The sequence below is a fragment of the Microbacterium sp. STRO-1N genome (genome assembly GCF_057748015.1).
Map to the genome: position 1 here is coordinate 648755 of NZ_CM173234.1, position 23222 is coordinate 671976.

Annotated in this window: 18 protein-coding genes and 3 tRNA genes; 13 read left to right on the plus strand and 8 right to left on the minus strand. The window is 63.3% G+C overall.

All coding sequences use genetic code 11. The features are described from left to right. Positions 1-35: 35 nt before the first annotated feature. Together AC3ANJ_RS03105 and AC3ANJ_RS03110 are read right to left on the minus strand one after the other, a co-directional pair. Complete coding sequence (locus AC3ANJ_RS03105) at positions 36-593, minus strand: recombinase family protein (protein WP_488318180.1); 558 nt, start codon at positions 591-593, stop codon at positions 36-38. A 686-nt stretch (positions 594-1279) separates the two neighbouring features. After that, positions 1280-7546 carry a DUF7507 domain-containing protein gene (locus AC3ANJ_RS03110; RefSeq protein ID WP_488318181.1) on the minus strand — a complete coding sequence of 2089 codons (6267 nt, stop codon included), beginning with the start codon at positions 7544-7546 and terminating at the stop codon, positions 1280-1282. 283 nt (positions 7547-7829) lie between these two features. Here AC3ANJ_RS03110 and AC3ANJ_RS03115 point away from each other — a divergent pair, with 283 nt between their 5' ends. From AC3ANJ_RS03115 to AC3ANJ_RS03130, 4 genes are all read left to right on the plus strand, one after another. After that, positions 7830-8669 carry a helix-turn-helix domain-containing protein gene (locus tag AC3ANJ_RS03115; protein WP_488318182.1) on the plus strand — a complete coding sequence of 280 codons (840 nt, stop codon included), beginning with the start codon at positions 7830-7832 and terminating at the stop codon, positions 8667-8669. Positions 8670-8848: 179 nt separating this feature from the next. Continuing rightward, positions 8849-8995 (plus strand): carboxymuconolactone decarboxylase family protein, encoded by a 147-nt coding sequence (locus AC3ANJ_RS03120; protein WP_488318183.1) that lies wholly within the window; start codon positions 8849-8851, stop codon positions 8993-8995. 301 nt (positions 8996-9296) lie between these two features. Next, positions 9297-10625, plus strand: a complete 1329-nt coding sequence (locus AC3ANJ_RS03125) for a DUF1254 domain-containing protein (protein ID WP_488318184.1) — start codon at positions 9297-9299, stop codon at positions 10623-10625. Between the two features lie 525 nt (positions 10626-11150). Beyond that, positions 11151-12269, plus strand: a complete 1119-nt coding sequence (locus tag AC3ANJ_RS03130) for a site-specific integrase (RefSeq protein WP_488318185.1) — start codon at positions 11151-11153, stop codon at positions 12267-12269. Between the two features lie 254 nt (positions 12270-12523). Here the strand turns inward: AC3ANJ_RS03130 and AC3ANJ_RS03135 are convergent, their stop codons facing one another. Together AC3ANJ_RS03135 and AC3ANJ_RS03140 are read right to left on the minus strand one after the other, a co-directional pair. Beyond that, positions 12524-13492: an MBL fold metallo-hydrolase gene (locus AC3ANJ_RS03135; protein ID WP_488318186.1), complete on the minus strand. Its 969-nt coding sequence runs from the start codon at positions 13490-13492 to the stop codon at positions 12524-12526. Between the two features lie 680 nt (positions 13493-14172). After that, positions 14173-14916: a hypothetical protein gene (locus AC3ANJ_RS03140; protein ID WP_488318187.1), complete on the minus strand. Its 744-nt coding sequence runs from the start codon at positions 14914-14916 to the stop codon at positions 14173-14175. A gap of 529 nt (positions 14917-15445) precedes the next feature. Here AC3ANJ_RS03140 and AC3ANJ_RS03145 point away from each other — a divergent pair. The 9 genes from AC3ANJ_RS03145 to AC3ANJ_RS03185 all read left to right on the plus strand — a co-directional run bounded on the left by AC3ANJ_RS03145 (position 15446) and on the right by AC3ANJ_RS03185 (position 21745). Then, positions 15446-15844 (plus strand): plasmid replication, integration and excision activator, encoded by a 399-nt coding sequence (locus tag AC3ANJ_RS03145; RefSeq protein ID WP_488318188.1) that lies wholly within the window; start codon positions 15446-15448, stop codon positions 15842-15844. 146 nt (positions 15845-15990) lie between these two features. After that, positions 15991-17247 carry an FtsK/SpoIIIE domain-containing protein gene (locus AC3ANJ_RS03150; protein ID WP_488318189.1) on the plus strand — a complete coding sequence of 419 codons (1257 nt, stop codon included), beginning with the start codon at positions 15991-15993 and terminating at the stop codon, positions 17245-17247. Beyond that, the gene (locus tag AC3ANJ_RS03155) at positions 17244-17648 is read left to right on the plus strand and encodes a hypothetical protein (protein ID WP_488318190.1); all 405 of its coding nucleotides are present in this window, start codon (positions 17244-17246) and stop codon (positions 17646-17648) included. Before AC3ANJ_RS03150 ends, AC3ANJ_RS03155 begins: the two co-directional genes overlap by 4 nt. Before the next feature lie 2 nt (positions 17649-17650). Further along, positions 17651-18988 (plus strand): replication initiator, encoded by a 1338-nt coding sequence (locus AC3ANJ_RS03160; RefSeq protein ID WP_488319225.1) that lies wholly within the window; start codon positions 17651-17653, stop codon positions 18986-18988. Further along, entirely contained in the window at positions 18988-19224 is a 237-nt protein-coding gene (locus AC3ANJ_RS03165) for a hypothetical protein (RefSeq protein WP_488318191.1), read from the plus strand. Before AC3ANJ_RS03160 ends, AC3ANJ_RS03165 begins: the two co-directional genes overlap by 1 nt. Before the next feature lie 7 nt (positions 19225-19231). After that, entirely contained in the window at positions 19232-20332 is a 1101-nt protein-coding gene (locus tag AC3ANJ_RS03170) for a tyrosine-type recombinase/integrase (RefSeq protein WP_488318192.1), read from the plus strand. After that, the gene (locus AC3ANJ_RS03175) at positions 20329-20976 is read left to right on the plus strand and encodes a hypothetical protein (protein ID WP_488318193.1); all 648 of its coding nucleotides are present in this window, start codon (positions 20329-20331) and stop codon (positions 20974-20976) included. The genes AC3ANJ_RS03170 and AC3ANJ_RS03175 overlap by 4 nt, the downstream gene beginning before the upstream one ends. Then, a complete protein-coding gene (locus tag AC3ANJ_RS03180) occupies positions 20973-21335 on the plus strand; it encodes a hypothetical protein (protein WP_488318194.1) in 363 nt (120 codons plus the stop codon). The genes AC3ANJ_RS03175 and AC3ANJ_RS03180 overlap by 4 nt, the downstream gene beginning before the upstream one ends. 224 nt (positions 21336-21559) lie before the next feature. Further along, positions 21560-21745 (plus strand): hypothetical protein, encoded by a 186-nt coding sequence (locus AC3ANJ_RS03185; RefSeq protein WP_488318195.1) that lies wholly within the window; start codon positions 21560-21562, stop codon positions 21743-21745. A gap of 231 nt (positions 21746-21976) precedes the next feature. Here the strand turns inward: AC3ANJ_RS03185 and AC3ANJ_RS03190 are convergent, their stop codons facing one another. From AC3ANJ_RS03190 to AC3ANJ_RS03205, 4 genes are all read right to left on the minus strand, one after another. After that, complete coding sequence (locus tag AC3ANJ_RS03190; RefSeq protein ID WP_488318196.1) at positions 21977-22552, minus strand: hypothetical protein; 576 nt, start codon at positions 22550-22552, stop codon at positions 21977-21979. A 322-nt stretch (positions 22553-22874) separates the two neighbouring features. Then, positions 22875-22947, minus strand: a tRNA-Phe gene (locus AC3ANJ_RS03195). Positions 22948-23018: 71 nt separating this feature from the next. Then, positions 23019-23092 (minus strand) — tRNA-Asp (locus tag AC3ANJ_RS03200). A gap of 31 nt (positions 23093-23123) precedes the next feature. After that, positions 23124-23196, minus strand: a tRNA-Glu gene (locus AC3ANJ_RS03205). Positions 23197-23222 lie beyond the last annotated feature (26 nt).

The window sequence follows — 23222 nt, forward strand, 5'->3', positions numbered from 1 at the left end:
CTGATAGGGAATCCTATCTCGTCCGATAGCGATCACTATCGGACGAGTGCTCGTCGCACGCTAGAAGTTCCGACTCCGAGCACGCGCGCGATGCTTGCCCAGCTCTGCTGCCCGGTACGCATGCGCTCGGCCTCAGCAATCCGCTCGGGCGTCATCACGCTCGGACGGCCACCGACACGACCCTGACTGCGTGCGTAGTCGAGACCGCGGAGGGTGTTTTCCCGGATGGTATCGACGCGGAGCTGCGCGAACACCGTGACGATGCCGTAGAGAGCTCGGCCCATCGGCGTGGTCGTGTCGATCATGGGCTCGGTGAGGCTGACGAGGTTCACCTGTCGCGCGTCTAGGTCCTGCAGCGTCTCGATCAGGATGCGTTCACTACCGGCGAGACGGTCGAGACGTCGCACTTTGAGAATGTCGCCCGCTCGCAAATAGTTCAAGCACTCGAGCCATTGCGGGCGGTCCGCGGAGCGGCTCGATTCGCCGTGGTCGACGAATACGCGTTCGCAGCCGGCGGCGCGCAGCTCGGCCTCCTGCGCGTCGGGGTTCTGCTCGCGCTTTGAGACTCGGGCGTAGCCGACTTCGTGTGCCATGCCGAAAACGGTACAGCCAGGGTTGCGGCGCGTTTAGGTTTCGGCAGGGGGTATCGGCGGGCCACGTGCCGGCGTGTCGCGCAGATGATCGCAGTCGGTGACGAGACGGTCGAAAACGATCGTTATCGGCGGGGTGCTGTGCCGCTGATCCGGTTCCGACATTCTTTGTGATGTCGAACAAAGGCGACAAGAAGATCGGATGCCCGGTACCCCACTGTTCCCACGTCGTCGGGCCAGACAAGCTCTATCCAACCTGCCGCGTGTCAGCTGTCGATGATCTCGACCGACAACGAATGTCGCTGCATGGAGGTTCCCATTTATCGAGCCGCGGACTCGAACGCCGTCCCGGTTGACCCCGAGCGCGTGTGCGATGTCGGTTGCAGCGATCCCTAGGTGAAGCGCACCGCCAAACAAGTATCGCGTAGATCGGAATGCCACGCGTCGTGCCGGACCCCGGGCGAGCCGCTCCTGCTTCACTGCGGAGCAGAGTAGGTCGATCACGATCTCGCGACCACGGTCCGAGCTAACGGCCGCGAGGCTGTCCAGATCAGTGTGCACCCTCGGACTCCTCTCATATCGCGTCACTGCATAACTGGTAGCGTGCCGTCCGCGGCGCTGGTGCGCGAATGAATACGGGGAGCGCCTGACCCTTAAGTCAGACGCTCCCCGAACCTCTGCCGGTGTTGTTACTCGGTTACCTCAGCGAGCGACTCGTTTCGGCGGCGGCGGACGTAGAGGAGCAGTCCGCCGGCGATCAGGAGCAGGAGACCTGCACCGACCACGCCGAGCGCAACCGTTCCACCCGTGACGGCGAGCGGCGGCGGAACATCTTCGGGCCACTCGGGCACAGCGCACGCTTCCGCATCGGCGGTGAGGTCGTTGTGCGAGAGTCCTGCCGTGTTCGCGAAACCACCATTGCCGTCCGATCCGGGCTCGGGGCAGGTGATTGCCGAATTGTCAGCGGTGTCCGTGTTCAGGAACGCGTTGACGGTGACTCGGTAGACGTGCTCCCCGCCGGCTGCGAGGGGCACATCTGTTGCGATGACGTTCGCCGCATCTCCGACTGCACCGCGCCCACTCCACGATGCTGCGGGCGTGACGCCCTCAGGGGCGGTGGTGACCGCTGCGGAGCGGATCTCGATGCCGTTGCCGTACCGCAGCCGGTCAGTGACCGTGTATGCGCCGGTGGCGGCTCCGTCGTTGTTGACCGTGATGGTGTAGTTCACTGTCCACTGTCCGCTGCTTCCCTGGACCGGCTCTCCGTCCATCGCCTTGGTGATGCTGATCGACGGCAGGGACGCGCAGTCGGTGTCGGTGATGGTGTCGCCGTTCTCGTCGGTCAGGGTGGCTGCGTTGTTCAGGCCCTGTTCGAGGAGGTTGTCGCCGGCCGGAGCTGTGCAGGCCGGGGAGCCGGTGCCGTCCACGGCGCCTGGGTCGAACGACAGCGGCACGTTGACGATCACGGTGACGTGGTAGACGTGCGGGGCGTACCCGTCGTCGTCGAGGCCGATGATCGGCACGTCCGTGGCGATGCGCTGGTCGGCGTCTCCGTCGAATCCGGCGTTGATCTCGACACCAGCAGGACCGGTGACGGATGCGGAGTCCACGGTGACCTGCTGGGCGAAGAGGAACTCGTCGTCCAGGTCGTACGTGGTGGCCTCGGTGCCGGTGTTGCCGACGGTGAGGTCGTAGACGACCTCCCACTGGCCGTCGCCGACTGGGTTCGCGGAGACCAGCGCCTTGTCGAGCGTGGGCTCGCCGGGGATCACGCACGCGTCGTCGGTGTCTTCGATGCCGTTCCAATCCACCTGTGCGGTGTTGTTGAGCGTTCCCGGCAGGGCCTCGCCATCCGGCGTGGTGCACACGTCACCGTCGGGAAGGTCGATCCCCGACAGGTCCGCTGCGTACCGGATGACGACCGTGTAGGTGTGGACCACGGGCGCATCGGCCGCCCCGGCGATGGGCTGGTCGGTCACGATGCGCGTGTCCGTCAGGCCATCGAAGCCATCGTTGATCCCCACGGAGTCCGCGACGTCCGACGAAACGCTTTGGACGCCGACGATCTCGACGCCGTCGCCGGGGTTAAGCTCGTCATCCAGGTCGTACGTGCCTTCCCCGGGACCACTGTTGGTGACCGTGACCTCGTAGCTGGCGTCGTACTGGCCCGGCTGCCCGTCAACCGGAGTCACCGCGCCCGAGAGCGACTTGGTGATCTCGATTAGCGGCGGTGACGCGCACGCGTCGTCGGTCTGATCTTCACCGTTGTGGGTGAGTCCGGCGGCGTTCGCGAACCCGCCCGATTCGCTCGAGCCGGGTGCCGGGCACTCGAGGCTCCCGGGGGTGACAGCCGCCGTGTCCATGGACGCGATGACCGTGACCCGGTAGGTGTGCGTTACGCCGGCGTCGAGTGTAACGTCACTGGCGATGACGTTCTCGGCGGCGTCCGCTGCTGCGCCCTGTCCGGTCCAGCCGTCGTTCAGGTCGACACCGTCGGGGCTGTCGGTGATCTCGGCGGACTGCACCTCGAGACCGTCGCCGTACTGGAGCTGGTCGGTGACCGTGTAGTCGCCGGCTGCTTGTCCGGTGTTGGTGGCGGTGACGTCGTACTCGATGGTCCAGGTGCCGTCACCGTTCTCGATGGGGTTTCCCGCGACGATCTCCTTGTTGAGTTCGATGAGCGGCAGCGTCGGGCAAACCTCGTCCTCGGTCACGATGCCGTTGCTGGTCAGCGTGGTGGAGTTGGCGAGACCGCCGGCTTCGCCGGTGCCCGGTGCCGGGCACTCCAGGGATCCCGGGTCGATGGTGGCCTCGTCCATCTGGACGATGACCTCGACCTGGTATGTGTGCGATGCGCCTGCGGCCAAGGTGATGCCCTCGGCGATGACGTTCTCCGGAGCCGAGTCTTCAGCACCTAGACCCGTCCAGTCACCGTTCACCTCGATGTCGTCCAGCGAACGTACTTCGTGGTCGAAGATCTCGATGTCTCCACCGAAGTGCAGACGGTCAGATACGTCGTAGTCGGCGTCGGCTGCACCGACGTTTGTGGCGACGATGTCATACACGACCGTCCAGGTTCCGTCGCCGTTGGGCGTCGGGCCTTCGGAAACCGTCTTGTCGACGCTCACGACGCCGACGGTGATGCACGCCGAGGCGTCATCGGTGAGGTCGTTGTGCTCGATCTCCGCCGTGTTTGACAGGCCGCTGCCGCCCGCTCCCGGCTCCGCGGAGCAGGGAGTGATGATCGGCGCGCCTTCGGTGCCCTCGGCGAGTCCGATGACCACGTCGATGCGGTAGGTGTGCGTGTCGCCGGCAGGAAGCTCGACGTCACTGGCGATGACGTTCTCCGCAGCGCCCTCGTCGCCTAGACCGGTCCAGGTCGGCAGCGTCGGGACGGGAGCTTCAACGACCTCGCCGGAGATGACCGAGAGGTCACCATCGGCGGTCATGCGGTCGGTGACGTCGTAGACGCCCTCAGCGTTACCACTGTTAGTGGCCACCACGTCATACGTGACCGTCCAGGTTCCGTCGCCGTTGGCCGTTGGGCCGTCGGACACGGACTTGGCGATATCGATGGATGGCACCGGAGCACACGCCTGGTCAGGCTCGATCTCACCACTGGGCAGTGTCAGCTCTGATGTGTTGTTGAACGCCGTGTCGGTGTCTTCGCCGTCCACGGCGCACTCCGTCGCTGGAGGAGTCCCGCCCGGCGTGAACTGCAGGGGCACATCAGCGACCACCGTCAGCTCATAGACGTGTGCCGCATAGCCGGGGTCGTCCGATCCGAGAAGTGGAACGTCGGTGGCGACGGCGAGGTTGCCCTGACCATCCCAAGCCGGAGTGGCCAGGGTGACACCGTCGGGCGAACTGGTCACGGACGCCGAAGCGATGTCGACCTCGTCGGTGAAGTGCAGTTCGTCCGCGAGCGAGTACGACGTCGATGAAGTCGACTCGTTCGTCACGGTCAGCGCGTAAACGATCTCCCACTGGCCTCCGCCGATCGGAGCAGCCGAGACGATCTCCTTCGTGTGGGTCGGCTCCCCCTCAACCTCGATACCCGCAGGGTCACAGTTGATCGTCGGGGGAACTTCCGAGTCTCCGGGAATCGCGGCTGTGCCGCATGCGGTGTTCACGACCGTGTCCAGGCTGCCCGCCTCGAGGACGATGGAGAACTCGTGCACCTCTTCGGCGCCGGGAGCCAGCTCATCCACGGTGAAGGAGCCCTCAGGGAACAGATCGTCGGTGATGACGAGATCGGTCAGAGTGCCCTGACCGGTGTTCGTGACGACGATGCGGTACGGCACGGTGTCGCCGACGCTGTAGGTCGGGTACTCCGTGGCCGTGTTCGCGTCGACCCACTCGCCAGCGGCGTTCTGCACGTACTTCTTCAGCGATGCCGAGTAGAAGTTCGCAACGGTGATCGGGGCCGAGGTCCGCATGACCAGGCCGGTGTGCTCCGCGATCGCCTGAGCACGGTTCACCAGCACGTCGCCGCCCTCGACACCGTCGGTCTCGATGCCGACGACGAAGGACTGCGTTGCTCCGGGAAGCAGTTCCGGTCCGAGGACGCGGATCGCGGTCGGGGTCGCCGGGCGGGTGGTCGTCCAGCCGACCGTGTTCCCGGTCGGGTCGCCGGCAGATCCGTTGGACGCGTCCGCCGGATCGTCGCTCAGGGTCGCCGGGTCAGCATCGGTGTAGTACACCGTGGAACCGGCCATCGCGGTGACATCGGTGAGCGTGTAGGAGCCGGAGAACGAGGTTCCGCGGCCGTCACCGTTGTACGGGAGGATGTCGATGGTGTCCGTGAACGCCTGGGTGACCGGGTCCTGCGAACGCAGGGTCACCGTCCACGAGCCCTCGCCAACACCGTCGCCAGCCAGGTTCGGGATGTACGCCTCATCGGCGGTCTTCCCGATCGTGGTGTAACCGTCGTTCGGAATCTGCACCTCAGCGGTGGACTGCTCGGACGAGACTCCTCCGATTGCAGCCTGCGCAGTGTTGGTCAGGGCGCTTCCAGGCTCAACATCGTCGCCAACGCGGGCCTGATACGTCAGGGCCTGCTGCGTCTCAACTGGAACTCCGTTGAGACTCCAGGTGAGCGTCTGCCCACCGTCAGCGCGAGTGGTGATGACCGGCTCCGGCGTCGCGGATCCTGCGACGTAGGTCAGGCCGACCGGGAGCTGGTCAGTAAGTGTGACACCGTCGGCGACGCCGTCCGCGTCGGAACCAGAGACCTGGTAATCGAGCGAGTAGACGACCGATTCGCCCGGCTGGGCGACGTTGCGGTCGGCCGACTTCTCAATGAAGGGCTGCAGACTTGCGACTCGAAGGATGTCACGACGGACACCGGTGGTGAAGGGGTAGCGCGCATCCGGTGTGTTCGTCACACCCGATGCCGGGTTGGTCTGTGCGATCCAGTCGCCGCCGGCCTGGCGCCACCCACCGAACTCCCAGATGTCCTGGCCGGGTGCGACGCCCTCCTTGATGATCTGGCGGACGCGCATGGCACTGTTGCCCGAGGGGTTCAGAGCCGCGTGGGGGAACTGTAAGCGGACGGCCCTCACGAGCGACTTGTCAGCCGGTTCCACCGTCGTCCACCCTGTTGCCCCGATGTCTGCGCCACCTTCATTACAGGTGAAGGCGTTCGGGTCATAGGCGGCGGAGTTCGGGTCGAGGGTCGCGGCGGTGCCGACGTAGTACTCGTAGACGATGTCGGTGGTGTCCATCGAAGTGGTCACGACAGAGTCGTAGGTCACGTACCGGTTGTCGAGGGGCATGCAAAGCCCAAACTGGTCAACTGGGATGTCCCGGCCGGCGAAAATCGGTCCGAGACCGGTGACAGCGTTCGCCTGCACACGCTCACCTGTGGGAACACGATAGGTGTCATCCCAGTTGGTACCCCCCGAGTTGGTGTAGATGCGGTCCCAGACGGTGGCGAAGGCTCCGAAGTCCGTGGTGATCTTCTGTGACTGGTTGTTCGCCGGGTCATCCGTATAGGTAGCTCCGGAGCCGGCGGTGTACGTTGGGGTGTTCGCCTCGACGTTGATCGTGTGCGCGGCCGAGGAAGCTACGCGGAAGACAATCTCGCCGGTGGCGATGACATCGACGGACGGGTTGATGCCTGCGCCCGTCGAGTCCTTCTGCGCCGCCGTCACGGCGGAGTAGTCGATCCCGGTGAGCGTGAGATCGAAAGTGTTCGGACCGGTCTGCACGAGCGTGCACGAAGAAACGAACCGGCTGAGCTGGTCGGCGGGGTGATCGCCGCTCGTCCAGGGGTGACCGCCGGCGACGCCTGCGGTGAAGGGTTGGCACGCTCCAGGGCCGACGGCCATCGTGGCATTCACGGTGTTGCTCGTCGTGATCGTGTAGGTCACACTGTCGGGACCAGCTTCGCTGTTGGCGCCCAGCAGAAGAGACCACTGGAACCGGTAGTCGGTAGTGTTCGTCGTATAGTTGCGGTCCCAGTCGTTGGTGGGGGTTCCCAACGTCAGGTCCATCGAGAACGGGTTCTCGGTCTGGATCGGGGGGACGGTGGCCGTGTCCCCCGGGACTGAGCCATCGATGCTCAGCTCATCCCCTGTCTCGCCGTTTGCCTCGACCGTGGCGAGGAATACTGCGCTTGTGCCCTGGTCTCGCGTGCCGAGGTTACAGGTGAGGACCGTGCCGTCTTCCGATATCGACGACACGGGGTCGACGCCTTCTGTCAGACACAGCGTCGGGATATCCGTGAAGATACCACCGGTGACCGTGAGGGTCGCGGTGACGTTGTCCACCGGCTCGTTGGAGGGCGCTGGGGCGTCATCGTTGACATTCACGCGCCACTCGGCGTTGACGGTGTCGCCGGCTGAGACCACGGCCGGGGCGTCCACCCACTGGCCTTCGATCTCGTAGACAGGCGCCGCCATCGCAGGCGTCGCGACGAACAAGCTGGCAAGGATCGCCGTGATGGTGGTCACCACCACCGCCCTCTTCCGACGCCGAGTACTGCTGTTCCGGCGCATGAGCGCACTTGTATCAACCATGTTTCCCCCTCCAGAACACTGAGACCCCGCAATACTCACAGGAATCGGTCAGGTAGTGGGAGGATGACGCTAACTAAAGGAAAATTTGCAGATTTTGGTCCTGCAATCTGCAGAAAATGACCCGAGGACTCGGTTTTGACTACGATTCACCCGAGCGAGCATTACCTAAACGACACATATATCGAGACTAGGAAGTTCATTCACAATGACAATGGGTGTGCTGGCGGCCGAGCGATGCGACGATTTCGGATGGCACCCCCGGGGCGCAACCGACCCGGGCTTAGTGGCCGAGACGATGCAGCATCCGAAGTTCGGCATTGGCCGCGCATGGTCGAATTCGGCGGGCTACTCGCTCACCGAAGCTCCCGGCCGCATCTATCTCGTGTACACCGTCGAGGGCAGAATCGACTTCCAGGTCGACGGTTCATCGGTGGAGGCCGAGGCAGGATCACTGATCCTGCTCGACGGCGAGGCCCCGACCACCGCCAGCACGCTCACCGAGACGGCCCGTTTCGTCTGGTACGTCGAACCGACCTTCCTCAGGCCAGGAGGTTCCCGGTTCCGATTCCACGAACCGATCTCGATGCGCAACGCATCACTCAGGGCCTTGATCTCCATGACGAACTCCGTCCTCAACGAGGATCTTCCGACAACAGAGTCCGGGCGACGGCATATGGCCCTCTCACTTGAGCATCTCATCGCCGGCGCGCTCGATGAAGCCGACAGCGATGAGCTCGGCCGAGACTCCCACCACCACGACGGACTCTTCATGGTCGCCCAGCTCGCAATCGAGTCGGGATTCCGTGACGCCGCATTCAGCGTCGCCCGCCTTGCGAAAGAGCTATCCGTGAGCGTCCGCGCCGTCCACGGCACGTTCAACCGATTCGGCACCACCCCACGACGAGAGATCGAGCGACGCCGCATAAGCGAGATCGACCGTCTACTCGGGACGCATACGCTCTCAGCGTCGGAGATCGCCGAACGAACCGGATTCTCCTCCGCCAGACAGATGAACCGCGCCCTCAGCCGAACGACTCAAGAAGTGCAGATGCGCTGAGCAACTCCTCTCTGGGCGCGAGCGAGACGACTGTCGACCTGTCGGGCACTACCGCGAGAATCCGACAGGTTTCGTGAGAATCGAGGCACAGCCATACATAGCACGCATCCTGTCTGCTGCCGGCATCACGATCTCAGACCACACCGGTCTAAGCCGAGCTCATCGCCGTCGGAGTCGCCGTGACCACGCAATGCCCGTACTGCATCGAGGACCACGCCAAGCGTGCCCTCGATGCCGGCGCGTCTAAAGCCGACGTCGCCGAAGCTGTGATGGTCGCTGCCGCGCTGCGCGCGGCGGCGGAGTCACCCACGGATGGAAGGCGATGAAGGCCATCGCAGACGCATAGCCCGCCCTACCCGCGGCGAAGCTCGAGCACTACGCAGTCCCGACGCCGGAGGAGATTTGACGCGCACCGAAAGCCCCTGCCGTAAGGCAGTTTCGGTGTGCGTTAGCGGCAGTCGGTTCGCAGCCAGAGACTCGATCCCGCCGCAAACGATCGTTTCCGGCAGGCCAGGCGCGCACCTCTCTGACATCGGTGGTTGCGGGCTGCGCCATTCGGAACTGTGGCCTCTGGGGCGCGGTTCACCCTAGGCTTAGAGGTACCGGCGAGCCAGGGGGAAAAACTTAATGTCGCAATTCGATCTCAGCAAGGTTGCCGTCGACGCGTACCTGTACGCGTACCCGCTCGTGACGATGGAGTACACGCGGCGCCAGATGACGAACGTCCCAGACGCGAATACTGCGTTGTTGCGGGCACCAGCGAACCAGTTCGCACACGCCCGGGAATACCCCGCAGCAGAATCCAAGGACGTCGTGCGTTTCAACTTCGACACGCTCTACTCGTTCGCGTGGCTCGATCTCCGAGACGGACCTGTGATTCTCCACACGCCCGATGCGCCTGACCGGTACTACCTCACGCCCATGCTCGACATGTGGACGGACATCTTCGCCGTTCCTGGCAGCCGAAACACCCTCGGTAAAGCCCGCGACTTCCTCATCGCGCCACCCGCGTGGAGCGGCGAAGTCCCCAGCGGACTCGACCTGATAGTCGCACCGACGCCGCACGTCTGGGTCATGGGTCGCACACAGAGCAACGGCCCCGACGATTTCGCGGAAGTCCACCGCATCCAGGACCAGTACCGCATCACCCGTATGGACGCGTACGGCCAAGAATCAGGCACGCCTTCTGCTGCACCCGTTGACCCGAGCGTGGATGATGTGACACCGCCACTGGACCAGGTGAACGCGCTCAGCAGCGTCGAGTTCTTCACACTCTTTGCCGAGTTGCTGAAAGAGAACCCGCCGCACGCTAACGACTACCCGATCCTGCATCGGATGCGCGCCATCGGAATCGTGCCAGGCGAGGACTTCAACCCTGCGGTGCTGGACGATGCTGCTACTGCCGCCGTCTCGGCAGCTCGAGACACGGCCCTGCAGGATCTCGTGAAAGCAATGACCGAAGCCAGCATCGGCATCGTACGAAACGGGTGGAACTGGGAGCAGTCGTTCGGAACGTACGGCACCTCGTATCGCGTGCGCGCTCTTGTCGCAATGGCCGGGCTCGGAGCAAACCTCCCCGAGGACGCGATCTACCCCAACGCCTTCGTCGACGCCGACGGTCAACCGTTCACCGGGGAGCACAACTACGTGCTCCACTTCGACGCCGGCCAACAGCCGGGCGTGGATGCCTTCTGGTCCCTCACGATGTACGACGGCGAAGGCTTCCAGGTCCCGAACCGACTCAACCGCTTCGTGATTCGCGACCGAGACCCACTGATCGTCAACACTGACGGTTCACTCGACATCTACATTCAACACGCATCTCCAGGGGCCGAGCGCGAAGCGAACTGGCTACCCGCACCACAGGGAGCGTTCGCCCCGATGCTCCGGCTCTACTCGCCCACCACCGAAACCCTTGCCGGAGACTTCACCCCGCCGAAGATCATCAAGAGATAGGCCAGCCGAACTACCGTACGGCGCCGAGTCAACGCCGGTTCACGAGCCGACCGAAAACCCCCGCCGTATCGGGATTCCGGTGAACGTTAACGGACCCCGTTCCGGGACTCCAGACCGGATCACGCCGAAAACGATCGTTATTGGCGGAAACGCTGAAGCCGCTTTGGACACCTCGACGCCCGAAGCGTCGGTCGTCGTGCCTAACAGCAACCCGGGAGTCGGTTGCCGAAGAGGGGCAGGGTGAACGCCGCGCGACCCGCCACGTACGTGCCCGCGAGAAGAAGGATCAGCAGACCCGGCCTTGTGGGACGAACGGAGATTGTGCGGTGAGATGTAAAGCTGCCGCGCGATGGTCCCCATCGCTTGCCCTCGGTGGTGTGGCGACTGTAGCGGCGCTGTAGCGGACGCCGGTCTAGATCCTCGCGTGGCATCTCGCTGATGTAGCGGGGTAGCGGCTGTAGCGGTGAATTGCTGCGACCACGCGAATGTCTGCGGCCTGTGGTCCGATCGACGGGGGAGGTCGTCATGGGATCAGTGGAATCGTACGAGACGGCGCGAGGACGGCGATGTCGGGTGAGGTATCGGCGTCCTGACCGGACGCAGACGACGAAGCGTGGCTTCAGCACGAAGCGCGAGGCGGACAACTACCTCGCAACGGTCGAGGTGTCGAAGATGCGCGGGGAGTGGCTCGATCCGTCCCGCTCGAAGGTGAGTGTCGCAGACGTCGCCGCGGAGTGGATCGCAGGCCAGGTGCAGATAAAGCCAAGCACGCTCTCGGGGTATAGGTACACGCTCGATCGCCATATCCTGCCAACGTGGGGAAGCCGGCGGCTCGTCGAGATCGGACACGGCGAAGTACAGGCGTGGATCACGACTCTGGCGGAGGGCCTAGCTCCGTCGACTGTGCGCCAGATCTACTTCGTTCTCGCGGCCCTCATGAAGTACTCCGTGAGGGATGGTCGGATTAATCGCGACCCGACCGATGGTGTGCAGATGCCGCGAAAGCGCGCGACCGACCGTGGGTACCTTTCCCATGACCAGGTGGCGTCTCTCGCGCGGGAGTGTGATGGACACGCGGATCTCATCGCCTTCCTCGCCTACACCGGCCTCCGGTGGGGAGAGATGGCTGCGCTAAAGGTCTCGTCGATCGACTTTTCCCGTAGGTGCGTCGATGTGAAGGGAGCTCTGACCGACGTGCGTGGAACACTAGTTCGCGGAACACCGAAGACGCATGAACGCCGCTCTGTGCCCTTCCCTGCGTTCCTAGAGCCTCCGCTGCGGGCAAGAGCGGCAGGGAAACGACTCCAGGAGTCTCTGTTCGTCTCTAGTCGTGGCCTGGAGATGCGCAACGGCAACTTCCGCAAGCGGGTGTTTCTCCCGGCGCTCAAGCGTCTCCAGGAGCGTGACGCGGGCTTCCCGACAGTGACAGTGCATGATCTGCGCCACACGGCCGCGTCGCTCGCGATCTCCGCGGGTGCGAATGTCAAAGCTGTGCAGCGGATGCTGGGTCACGCATCGGCCGCGATGACCTTGGATGTGTATGCAGACCTGTTCGATGACGATCTTGACCACGTGGCTGGTCGTCTCGATGAGGCAGCCAGTGAAGGTGTGGCCAAAATGTGGTCAAGTTCGGCGTCGGGGTAAAGCAAAACCCCCGCCATGTAGAAGCTAGGCGAGGGTTTCTAGGATCACTGTAATGATGACCCGTGTGGCTCCGACGGGCGTCGATCCCGTGACCTCACGATTTTCAGTTGGATGCGGCGGGGCAGTGGATGCTCGTTGGTCGCCGTTTGCCCCGTGATTCCGCGGAAGGCGTCATGGTTGGTCGCGGCTGGTGGAGGGTGGTTTCAGCGGAGCTACCGGCACAGAACCGGCACACCGAGGAACGCTACGCCGAGTCACACATATTCGTAGGCTGGCGCGAAGGTGTCCACTCGCCACTCGGCACTCGATATCCGCCTACGAGCACGTACCTGCCCGGGTACTCCGTCTACCTCTCTGATATTGCGTGCCACGTTGCCAAGGATTGCGCGGGATCTCTTTAGTTCACGGGACGGCGTCGGTGCAACTGGATTCGCTGTCACGTAGGTTCGTGCTGCCAGTGAGTTGATGCGCTCTAGGTCGGTACTCTGAGGGATTGACTTGTCCCCCATACGGTAAGGCGTCAACACCGCCAGCGCATCGTCGCTCACGAGCCGAGCCCATGTGGGTGAGTAATGGGCGTTTGACGATCCGTGATGGGGAATCTTGAACAGGGTTGCAGTCAACGTCGGATGGTGTGTTTCGTCCACATGTTTCCAGCCGCAGGCGTCAGGGCCGATGATCAGATCCGCGCCAAGCAGAACCGCGATCGCGCCGATCTCGATCCACAGAGCAACGGAGTGCTCGTTTGGATCGCCGCCAGCCAATTTCTTGCGCTGCCCGGCCTGCGCCGACCCTTCCGCGATGCGGGTGTTTGCGCGGAGGATCGCTGTATCCGATGGTGAGAGCGCAGTCACTGTTACCGCGGGGACGTTCCCGGTCGCTGGTAGCCGGAGCAAGACGCGTTGCTCATGAGCGATTCGTACCGCAGGCTTCCGGCGCCTCCGTATCTCGCCAAGCACGGCGCGGAACTCGCGTCTTACGGATTGGTTCAATTGCTTCTCAAACTCTTCGTCTGCCACCACTGAGGCGAAGAATTGCGAGCTGGCGTTGGCTCCAGACGGAACGAACCAGGCGTTCCGCGCGGACTCAAACAGTGCACCCAAGCCAGCTGTGTGGTCGTCATGCGCGTGGGTAGCGACGACCAATTCGACGGACTCCGCAGGATCGACACCGATTTGCGAAAAATAGTCGATGAGAACATTGCTAGCTGTGCGTTGGTTCACGCATGAGTCTATTGTTATCCACGTGCTGTTTCCGAGGTGGACAGCGATTCCTTCCCCGCGACCAGGTCCAAAAACTGATACCTCGATCTCGTCTGGCGCAGGAAGTTGCAATGTCGAGGGAGGGGCCATTTAGTCCTCGACGTAAGCTGAGAACTCGTCAAAGAGCGCCTGTGCCCGGCTCGAATGTTCTTGCACATCCGCGGCCGTCCATTTTCCTATTCTCTGCAAGCGGACGGAACTAGTCTCATTAGGTAACCCATGAGGGGCGCGTACACGTCTCACCGTCACATAGACAACGTCGCCTACGCACAGCTCCTCGTTCTCGGTGACGACTAAGTCGAGCTCGAAATCGGCCAGCACCTTCGCTCCGGGCGTCTTGGGGCCCGGTGTAAGTTCGGCTGTGAACAGCCCGTCGTCAATGTCGACGACGCGGCCAGTCCACGTTGAGAGCCCGGAAACCCGCACATCACGCGGCCCGCTTGGCCGCCCTGCGGTGCGCTGCTCCGCGGCCGTGCTAAACGACTGCGGGTTCCGAGGCAACCCGTATGTCAGGTTGGCTGGTTGATTCCGGTCGCCAGCGTGGTGGCTCCGCGAGACCAAGGGACCGCTCGGGTGCAAGGACGCATCCGGTTTGGTCTCGTCCACAAGCGCATTGCTCGGTGTCAGTAGCGTGGAGGTGGTCATGGGGTTACCCCCGTCGCGATGGCTGCGATCCCCGCGTAAGCGTCTTGCGCCCGATTCATCGCATTGTCCCATTCGTCGAGTAGGACGTCGATCGCTCTTTGGCGTTTTTCTGGCACGTTGGTGGCGGGGCCGTCACCGAACGCTCCGGTTCGAGTGGAGGGCTGATGCTCTGCATGCTCGAGCTCGAAATGATCATTGACGGAGACGAAGAACGCGGGAGTGTAACGCACCGATGGTTCAACGGTGACCTGCACGTGCCCCTTCCAGCCGTCATTCCGCGCTCCCCACATGGAGATCGACCGCATCCCAGGGAGTGTTAGGAAGTGCTCCCAGTCTTCCTTCGGGGTGAGGGCATCCCCAAGCGCATGAAGGTGTTCGGGATCTCCTACCAATGCATGGGTCTCTTGATTTACGCCGAGAACGCTAATTGAGTGATGCTCAAGGATGCGCAAGGTTCCTACCGCAAGATCACGCAGTCGAGCGTACTCCTCGACCTGATCCGTCCTGAGTTGGAAGGTGTCCTGTGTCACGTCGAGCTTCGCCCACCCGAGCCGCAACGAGGTCCACTCGGGAGTGATCGCTTCGATTTCGGTTGCTTCGAACTCGATCTGCCCGAGTAGTTCGGCATCTCGGAACAACGTTGGAACGAACATCGTCGGGTTGAAGGATCCCCGGATAACGATGCTTAGCGATTCCTCCGCGACCTGAGGTTCAGGAGTGCTAGGTGCGATCGCGGTCATGACCCTACTATCGCATGGAACTTTCTGAAGGCTCTACGCATGTGGATAACTTGTGACAGCCGGTTTTGCTTGCGTCGCTGAGGAGCGCCCGGACCGCAGCGGAGCGAGGACCGGACGCACCGCAGGCGGCGCAGCCCGGCCGGAGGCCGGCCTTGAACGAGTAAAGAAAGTTCTCACAGCTGCTGCCGACCGCCCTGGGATGTCGCTCTGAACTGAGGTTGCTGGTCGAGTCCGGGACCCTGCGGCTCTCGGGCGAAATGCCAAGCACGAGTACGTTCGCATCCGCGCCCGCTGGTGCGGAGACCCCGCCTGGATCGGGCTTGACTACGGCGTTTTTACCGGATTCGCAATTTGACGTTTGTCACATGTGGTCTGGGGTTTTTACCGAGAAGGTGTCGATGCTGTTCGAGTTCCGGTCGATTCCCCGGGGGCGTAGCTGATGGGAAGTGCTCCGAAATGTGTCAGGGGGCCGTCCGACTCTTGAGTTGTTCCCGTAGACGCGGAAACCCAACTCAAGCAGGAGGCTTCAATGGCAATCCAGACATCCATTCCGGTCAGCTTCGAGGCGTACTTCCCGCGCGGAGCGTTCATGGTCGGTGAGGTCGAGCCGGTCGTGAAGTGGTCCGATGACGGTCAGCGCCAAGGGCAAGACCTCGATAAGCGCACCGGGCAGCCGCTGTGGCAGGTGCGGATCATCGACGCGGATCCCGACGCGAAGAAGGGGCAGGGCGAGGTCACGGTCAAGATCGCGAGCATCGCCGAGCCGACGGCTCCTCCGGAGTCGCAGGGACTGCCTTTTCGCCCAGTGATCTTCGACGGGCTCTCGGTGACTCCGTACGTCAAGGAGACCGGCGGTCGTCCGCGAGTTGCGTACTCGCTGCGTGCAACGGAGATGAAGCCGGCTCCGAAGGCACGAGGCGGCGAGTGATGTCTTCCGCGCAACTTACGCGTCAGTACTGGGCGGGGGAGCGGCCGCGAATCTGGCGTTTCGCCAGGTGGTTTCTAATCGCAAGCGTTCTCCTGCTGCCGTTCGCGGTGTTCGCACAGGGCCCAAGACACGCGATCGTGTGGCTCGTGGCGACGCTCGTCGGCATCGTCGTCGTCCGACGAATCTTGGCCGCTCGTGACATGCACGGTCTGCTGACGAGGCGTTGGCAAGAGTCGGTGTCGAACCAACTTCAGGCGGCGTGGCCGTCGCTGGCGCACACACTTCATCTGGGGATCCGTGATCTCAGCGGGCAGACGATCATCGCTGGCGTCGGCCGTCCCAGATGGGAAGGCTCGACCTGTATCGTTCCGGTGGCCCTGCCGCAGGGCCTGATGCGTGAAGACCTCGCGACGTCATGCGATCGGATCGCGCAGGCTTTCGCGGCGGTTAGAGCCTCGGTTCGCGGCCAGCACATCGGTGCGCTCGAGCTACGCCTGGAATTCGCGGACGCGCTTGCGCAGTCGTTCACGATGCCTCTAGGCGGCACGTGGGACGGAGAGTCCGTCGCTCTCGGCGTGGCTGAGGACGGGCAGCAATGGCGGCTACGGGTCGGCCCTCACACTCTCGTCGCGGGCGTTTCGGGGAGCGGGAAAGCGTCCCTGGTGTGGGGATTGCTGCTCGGCCTGGTCCGACCGATTCATGACGGCACCGTCCAGGTGTGGGGCATCGACCGCAAGGGCGGAATGGAGCTTGCGCTGGGACGGGCGCTACTCACCCGGTTCGCGGATGATGCCATGAAGTCGGTCGTGCTGCTCGAGGAAGCGGTGGCGGAGATGCAGGCTCGAGCTCGGGTTCTCGCTGGGCACACGCGTCAGCACATCGCGAGCGTTGAAAGCCCCACGGTGATCGTCCTAATCGACGAGCTCGCCGCTCTCACTGCCTACGAAACGGACCGCGAGCTTCTTCGGCGCGCTAACTCTGCGCTTGCCACGTTGGCCTCACAGGGCCGTGCGGTGGGGTTCGTTGTGTTCGCCTGTCTGCAGGATCCGCGGAAGGAGACTCTCCCGGCACGGGGTCTGTTCACACAGACAGTCGGCCTGCGCCTTCGCGACCGCATGGAAACGACGATGGTCCTTGGTGAAGGCGCCGTTCAAGCAGGCGCACAATGCCATGACATCCCGTCCACGACGCCTGGGGTTGCGTACGTCGTCCCGGATGACGGCAGCCTTCCGCAGCGTGTTCGCGCCGCCCACGTTCCCGACGAGCAAATCCGCGAAGCGGCGTTGACCTACTTCGCCCCAAACCAGCGTCCGATCGTCGTGCCGGTTGACCCGCCGACACCGAGCCGGAGCAGCCGATCGCGCCAGCCTCGCCGTCACTCGAATCAGAAGGAAGAGTCATGAAGAATCACTTCGCCGTCACCGTTGGCATCGCATTCGCTTGTGCGCTCGTGACCACGGGCTGCGCCACCGATAGATCCGTTTCGTTCGAAGGGGTGAGTGCCTCCGCCACACCGAGTGCATGGTCGGCACCCTGCAACCTGGATGTCTATTTGAGCCCGTCGGGCGAGTCATGGGTCGCGAGTTACGAGCAACCGACACTGAGCACGCAGACCGATCGTGAGAAGTACGGGAATCTGATCGCGAACGCTGCTTGCAGCGACTCCACCATCCTGCGCTGGCAGGAGGCTCGGCAGCGGTCGGGACAGCCGGACGCGATCTGCCGAGTGGTCTGGGAAACCGATCCCGTGGGGCTGGTCCGTGATGTGGGCTGTGCAGTTCCCGTGCTGACGGTGACACCGTGAGCGTGGCTGAGTCGGTTGCGCGCCGCCTCCGGGGTTCGGATCTGGACCAGTGGATCCTCGGCGCTGCTCGCACAGGGCACTGTTCCAATCCTGTCAAGCTCTCTGGGGCCTCGACAACGATCAACAGCTCGTCGGGAGAAGTTCTCGCGCAGTTCACGTCTGCGAGTCAGCCAGACGGACTCACGTACGTGCGGTGCGGCAACCGGCGTTCACGTCGATGTGAATCGTGCAGCCACGAGTACAAGGGCGACACCTGGCACATGATCATGGCTGGCGCTGCAGGCGGGATGAAGGGGGTGCCCGCGACCGTCGCCGAGCATCCTATGGTGTTCCTCACCCTCACTGCCCCTTCGTTCGGTGCCGTGCACACGACCGCGAGAACGCGCAGAACGGGGGAGTGCGAGCATGGGCGTCCGCGGGCTTGCCGTTGTTCACATGAAGCTGACGACCCGACGCTCGGCGATCCGGTCTGCGCGGATTGCTATGACTACACGAGCCACGTCGTCTGGCAGTTCCATGCTCCTGAACTTTGGCGACGGTTCACGATCCTGTTGCGCCGTCGCCTCGCATCAGAGCTTGGCCTGTCGCAGAAGGCCGCCGCGGATGTCGTGCGCGTTCAATTCGCGAAGGTCGCCGAGTTCCAGCGACGGGGCGCTGTGCACTTCCACGCCATCGTCCGACTCGATGGTGTGTCAGAGGATGACTCCTTCCCTGTGCCGCCGGCATTCATCACCGAGCGACACTTGACAGCGGCGATCCGGACTGCGGCCCGCGAGGTCGTCATATCGGTCGAGCCGGTTGCGCGAGAACAAGACGCCAGAGTCCTGCGGTGGGGCGAGCAAATGGATGTGCAGACGATCGTCCGTCGTGACGGGCTGGACGGCTCTCTGTCGGACCGGGCCGTTGCCGCGTACATCGCAAAGTACGCGACGAAGGCCACCGAAGATCTCGCGAACGAAGGAAAGCCGCGGTCTCATCTTGTCCGGATCCGTGCGACGGCAGATGCGATCGCGGCCGACTCCGATGACTACGCGTTGCTGTCCAAGTGGTCGCACATGCTCGGGTTCCGCGGTCACTTCTCCACGAAGTCTCGCCGCTACTCCGTGACCTTGGGCGCGTTGCGCGGTGCACGACGCCGGTGGCGCCTCGAGCGTCTCCTGGAAAAGACGAACGGTGATCTGGCGGAAGCGGCTGACGTGCTTGTGATCGGGTCGTGGAGCTTCGCCGGGATGGGATGGCTCACGCCCGGCGACAAGGCCCTCGTGGATGAAGCGGCGCGCGTGACGCGCGAGTGGAGACAGGAAAGACGAGCCAGGTTCAAGGAAGAAAGGAAAGCGTGATGAGCACTGAGACGGAAGTGCGTCGCGAAACGGTGGACGACGTGGCGGATGCCGACATCTATTTGACGCGTCGAGAGGTCGCGGCCCGGTGCCGGGTGCCGCTATCTACATTCGATTCGTTGCGGAGGCAGGCGCGTGTGCCGTTCCCCGATGCCCGAATGGGCAAGCACATGCTGTGGAAGACATCGACGATCGAGGGATTTCTGAGCGCAGGGGGAACAGGTGTCTCCCGCTAGGGGCCGGTTGGACCCGAAGTCGCGGCGAGAGCTGCCGGACGGCATCCGGTATCGCGCAGATCGGAACAAGTATCAGGTCCGGGTGTGGGCCGTCGGCCTTGGCGGGCAGCTCCGAGAGCGCAGTTTCTTGGTCGAAACGCTCGCCGAGGCAAAGAGAGTCCGTGCCGAGGCTCAGATGAATACGCGACCGGACGGCGCGATGACACTTGGGCTCTGGCATGCACGCTATTGGCCGACGATCGATTCCGGTGTTCGGCCCGCCACGGCTCGAGCGTACGACGTCGCCTGGCGCAAGCGCGTTCAACCTTGGCTGGGCCATCGCAAGCTCGAATCCATCACGGTCGGTGACATCGAGCAGGCCGTCAACGGGTGGTCCGGGTCGGCCTCAACGCGAAACGATGCTCTGTCGATGCTGAGTCGTTTGCTCGACGGGGCTGCTCGAGCGCATGTCATCGTCGCCAACCCGGCTCGCCTCGTGCGCCGACCGCGGGATGAACGCGCTCAGAGCGTCCGGTCGCGAGCCCTCACTCTGTCAGAGGTACGCGTGATGCTGGATGCCGTGGAAGCAGGACCGTATCGCGCGTACCTCGCCGCACTCGTCTACACCGGAATGCGAGCGGGAGAGGCCAGCGCGCTGCGCGTCGAGGACGTCGATGTCGTAGCTCGAGTGATCCACGTGCGACGCAACTTTGCTACAGGGCGGTCGGGATCAATGGTCGAGCAGAGCCCGAAGAGTCACAAGGAGCGGACCGTACCTTTGCCGCAGGCGTTCTACCCCTATGTGAAGGATGCGATCGCGGGTAAGCGCCGTACCGAGTTGGTGTTCTCTGGGCCGCGTGGTGGCGCACTTAATCCATCGAACGTGCGTCGAGCCGTTGACTGGGCCGCAGTTCGTCGCAAGCTCGATCGTCCCGATCTGCGCATTCACGACCTGCGACACACGTTGGCGACATTGTTGTTCGACGCCGGCGCTGCCGCGAACGATGTCCAGGCAATCCTCGGCCACTCCTCGCTGCAGGTGACCGAACGCTACAGCCGGGCACGTACCGATGTGGCACTGCGCGGCAATGCGGCGCTCGACTCGCTGAAATGGATGGAGGAATCATGACTGTCGTGTGGCAGAGATTCAAAGAGGGCACCTTCGCTTCGCTGCGCGCTGATCGATTGCCGCACACGGTGTGGGGATCGAACCTGAGGGCGTTCCTTCCGAGAGGCCGGTGGCAGGAACTTAGCCGTCTTACCTCCGAGCTGAGCGACGGCAGGTGTGAGATCTGCAGCCGGGAACCGAAGCCCGAAGCCGCGCTTGATTGCAACGAGATCTGGGAGTTCGTGGACGCGGATGGTGCACACATTCAGCGCCTCGTAGGCGTGATTGCGATGTGCGAGTGGTGCCACCTCACTCAGCACTCGGGACGCGCAAACAACATGGGGCGCTTCGAAGACGTGATGGCGGTGCTGATGGGACTCAACGGCTGGACACACCGTCGCGCGATGCAGGACTTCGACGCCTCGGTGGCCGAGTTCGCGGAACGATCTCAGCACGCCTGGGATCTCGACATCACTGTTCTTGAGGGCTGGTTCGAGTTCCCCGGGTACACGTCGGTGCTCGTTCCTGCGGATGCAAGGGATCGGCTTGGCAATACGTACACCAAGGCGAGGGCAGAGATCCGTCCGGTTTTTGTCGGTGACGTCCCCGACGAGGTGTGGGACTGGGGCTCGAAGATACCGCTCAAGCGGAAGGCAGACCGATGAACGCTGATCGAGGGGAAGACCGTTTCAGCGCAGCCGCGGGTTGGAAGCTACTGCGAGTGAATAACTCAGATACGACTCTGTGGCTCTGCGCCGTGACGCCGGAGGTGCTCACATACGTCTACGTCCCCGATTCCGGGCGCTTTCACGACAATCAGGGAGTGTACGTCGACTACATCTGGGACCATGAACTCACGTACGTTCCTGTGACGACGAGCGAGGCCCGTTGTTTGATCGAGTCTGGTGTCGGCCGGCTGCCGGTCGATCTCCCGCGCGAGGTACGTGAACGTTTCATGGCGGCCGATCAGATTGACGTCGATGACGTGTTCGAGCACGTGCGGGAGGCGGGAGAGTTCGCTTAGCCTTCGAATCGCGACGGCTCGGAGGTGGGAGGTTCAACATGGCGAGTAGAGCAGGCGCCGCAGACACATCTCGCGCCGCCCTCCGTGAGATCGTGCGACGCCTCAATGCGGCGCTGGGTCAAACTCTTGTCGCAGCGCTGGCTGGGTCCCAAGACGCGACGGCTTCGCACGGGTGGGCGAAGTGGGACGGGCCGTACCCGTCCGAGGGTCAGGTGGAGCGGCTCATGTTCGCCTATGAGCAGTGGCAGAAGGTCGCGGATGCCGAAGGGATGCAAGTGGCGCGTGCCTGGTTCGTCGGTGCCAATCCGTGGCTACAGAACGATTCGCCGATCAACGCGATCAGGATGGGCCGGCTACGCGACGTCAGTTCTGCAGCTCGGGCGTTGATCGACGATTCCTTTGGCGGCTAGGTTGCCGCGACCATCGCACGCTGGCGCAACCCTGGCGACGACGTAGACGGCCTGAACAGTTTCTGGACCAGTCCACGAAACGGCACCGCGCAGTCGAACGGCTCGCATTCGCCCACGAGTAGTGACGGGGCGTGGGCCAGGCCTTGCAAGGTTTAGGGCACTTTACTCAAAACCAAAGTGCCCTAAACCACGAGAAATTCCGGGTTCCGCAGGTAAGGGCGTCACCACGCGCTACTCCCATACGGTGATAACGACGTCTGCCGAGGCATCATCGGATCGCGGGACCTGGACGGTCGCGAAGCGGTCGGTGGACAAACGGAGGCAAGTCGCCGGCGCGCTAAGCAGATGCGGCTCGATCCTGCCGATCTGCGAGTAGCCGGTCGCCGCAGCGCAATTCTCGTACTGGGCGATCCCGTCTGTTAGCGTCAACGTCGAGATCCCGTAACCCACGCGTAGCGTCTCACCGTTGTAGCCCAGGGTGTCTATCGATGACGAATAGCGCGCCGCCCCGAAATTACCCTCTGTGGAGTTGAGGTCGATCACTTCGCCATCCTTGGCGAGAGTTACTGTCGTGCTCTTTCGTATCGCGGGGACATCCTCAGCGGAGACCGTGTAGGGGAGTGCTGCGCGCAGCTCGACGTTTTCGGCGCGCAGTGACTCGATCGTGTCCTGTCGCGACTCGAGGCGTGCGTTCGCCGTGTCGAGTTCCTGGCCGAGTGCGTCGATCGTTGCGTCGCGGTCTGCGATGGTGCCGTCTCGGTCCGCGAGCTGGATGAGCGCGGGTATGGCGACGACGGCGGCGCTCACCACAGCGACGCCTAGATTGATCAACGCTGTTCTCAGATCCAGCCGGCTCGTGAGCCGTGTGGTCCGGTTATATGTGCTCATGTCTGCCAGTGTTGCCGGGACGACAGACACTCGTTACCGGCACAAAACCGGCACAACGTCTCCGAGGAGCCCGTTTCGTCTCGCTTCGCTCGCTCAACGAACGGTGTTTGGTTCGGTTGACGAACAGAGGCAGACAGGTACGGGAACGGGGCGGAAACCGGCTCTCATCAGGGCAAAGCAAAACCCCCGCCATGTAGAAGCTAGGCGAGGGTTTCTGGGACCGTTGTAACGACGGTCCGTGTGGCTCCGACGGGCGTCGATCCCGTGACCTCACGATTTTCAGTCGTGCGCTCTACCAACTGAGCTACAGAGCCTCGCGGCACGAACGAACCTGCCGCGTCTTAGACGACAGGCCCTCTTCGAAAAAAGGGCCTGTCGCTCAGAGCGACCCTGACGGGACTTGAACCCGCGACCTCCGCCGTGACAGGGCGGCACGCTAACCAACTGCGCTACAGGGCCATGCTTTTAAATTGTATCGGAACCGTAGGAGTGACCCCAACGGGATTCGAACCCGTGCTACCGCCGTGAAAGGGCGGCGTCCTAGGCCGCTAAACGATGGGGCCGAAGTCTGTCCCGGAGGACTTCCTTG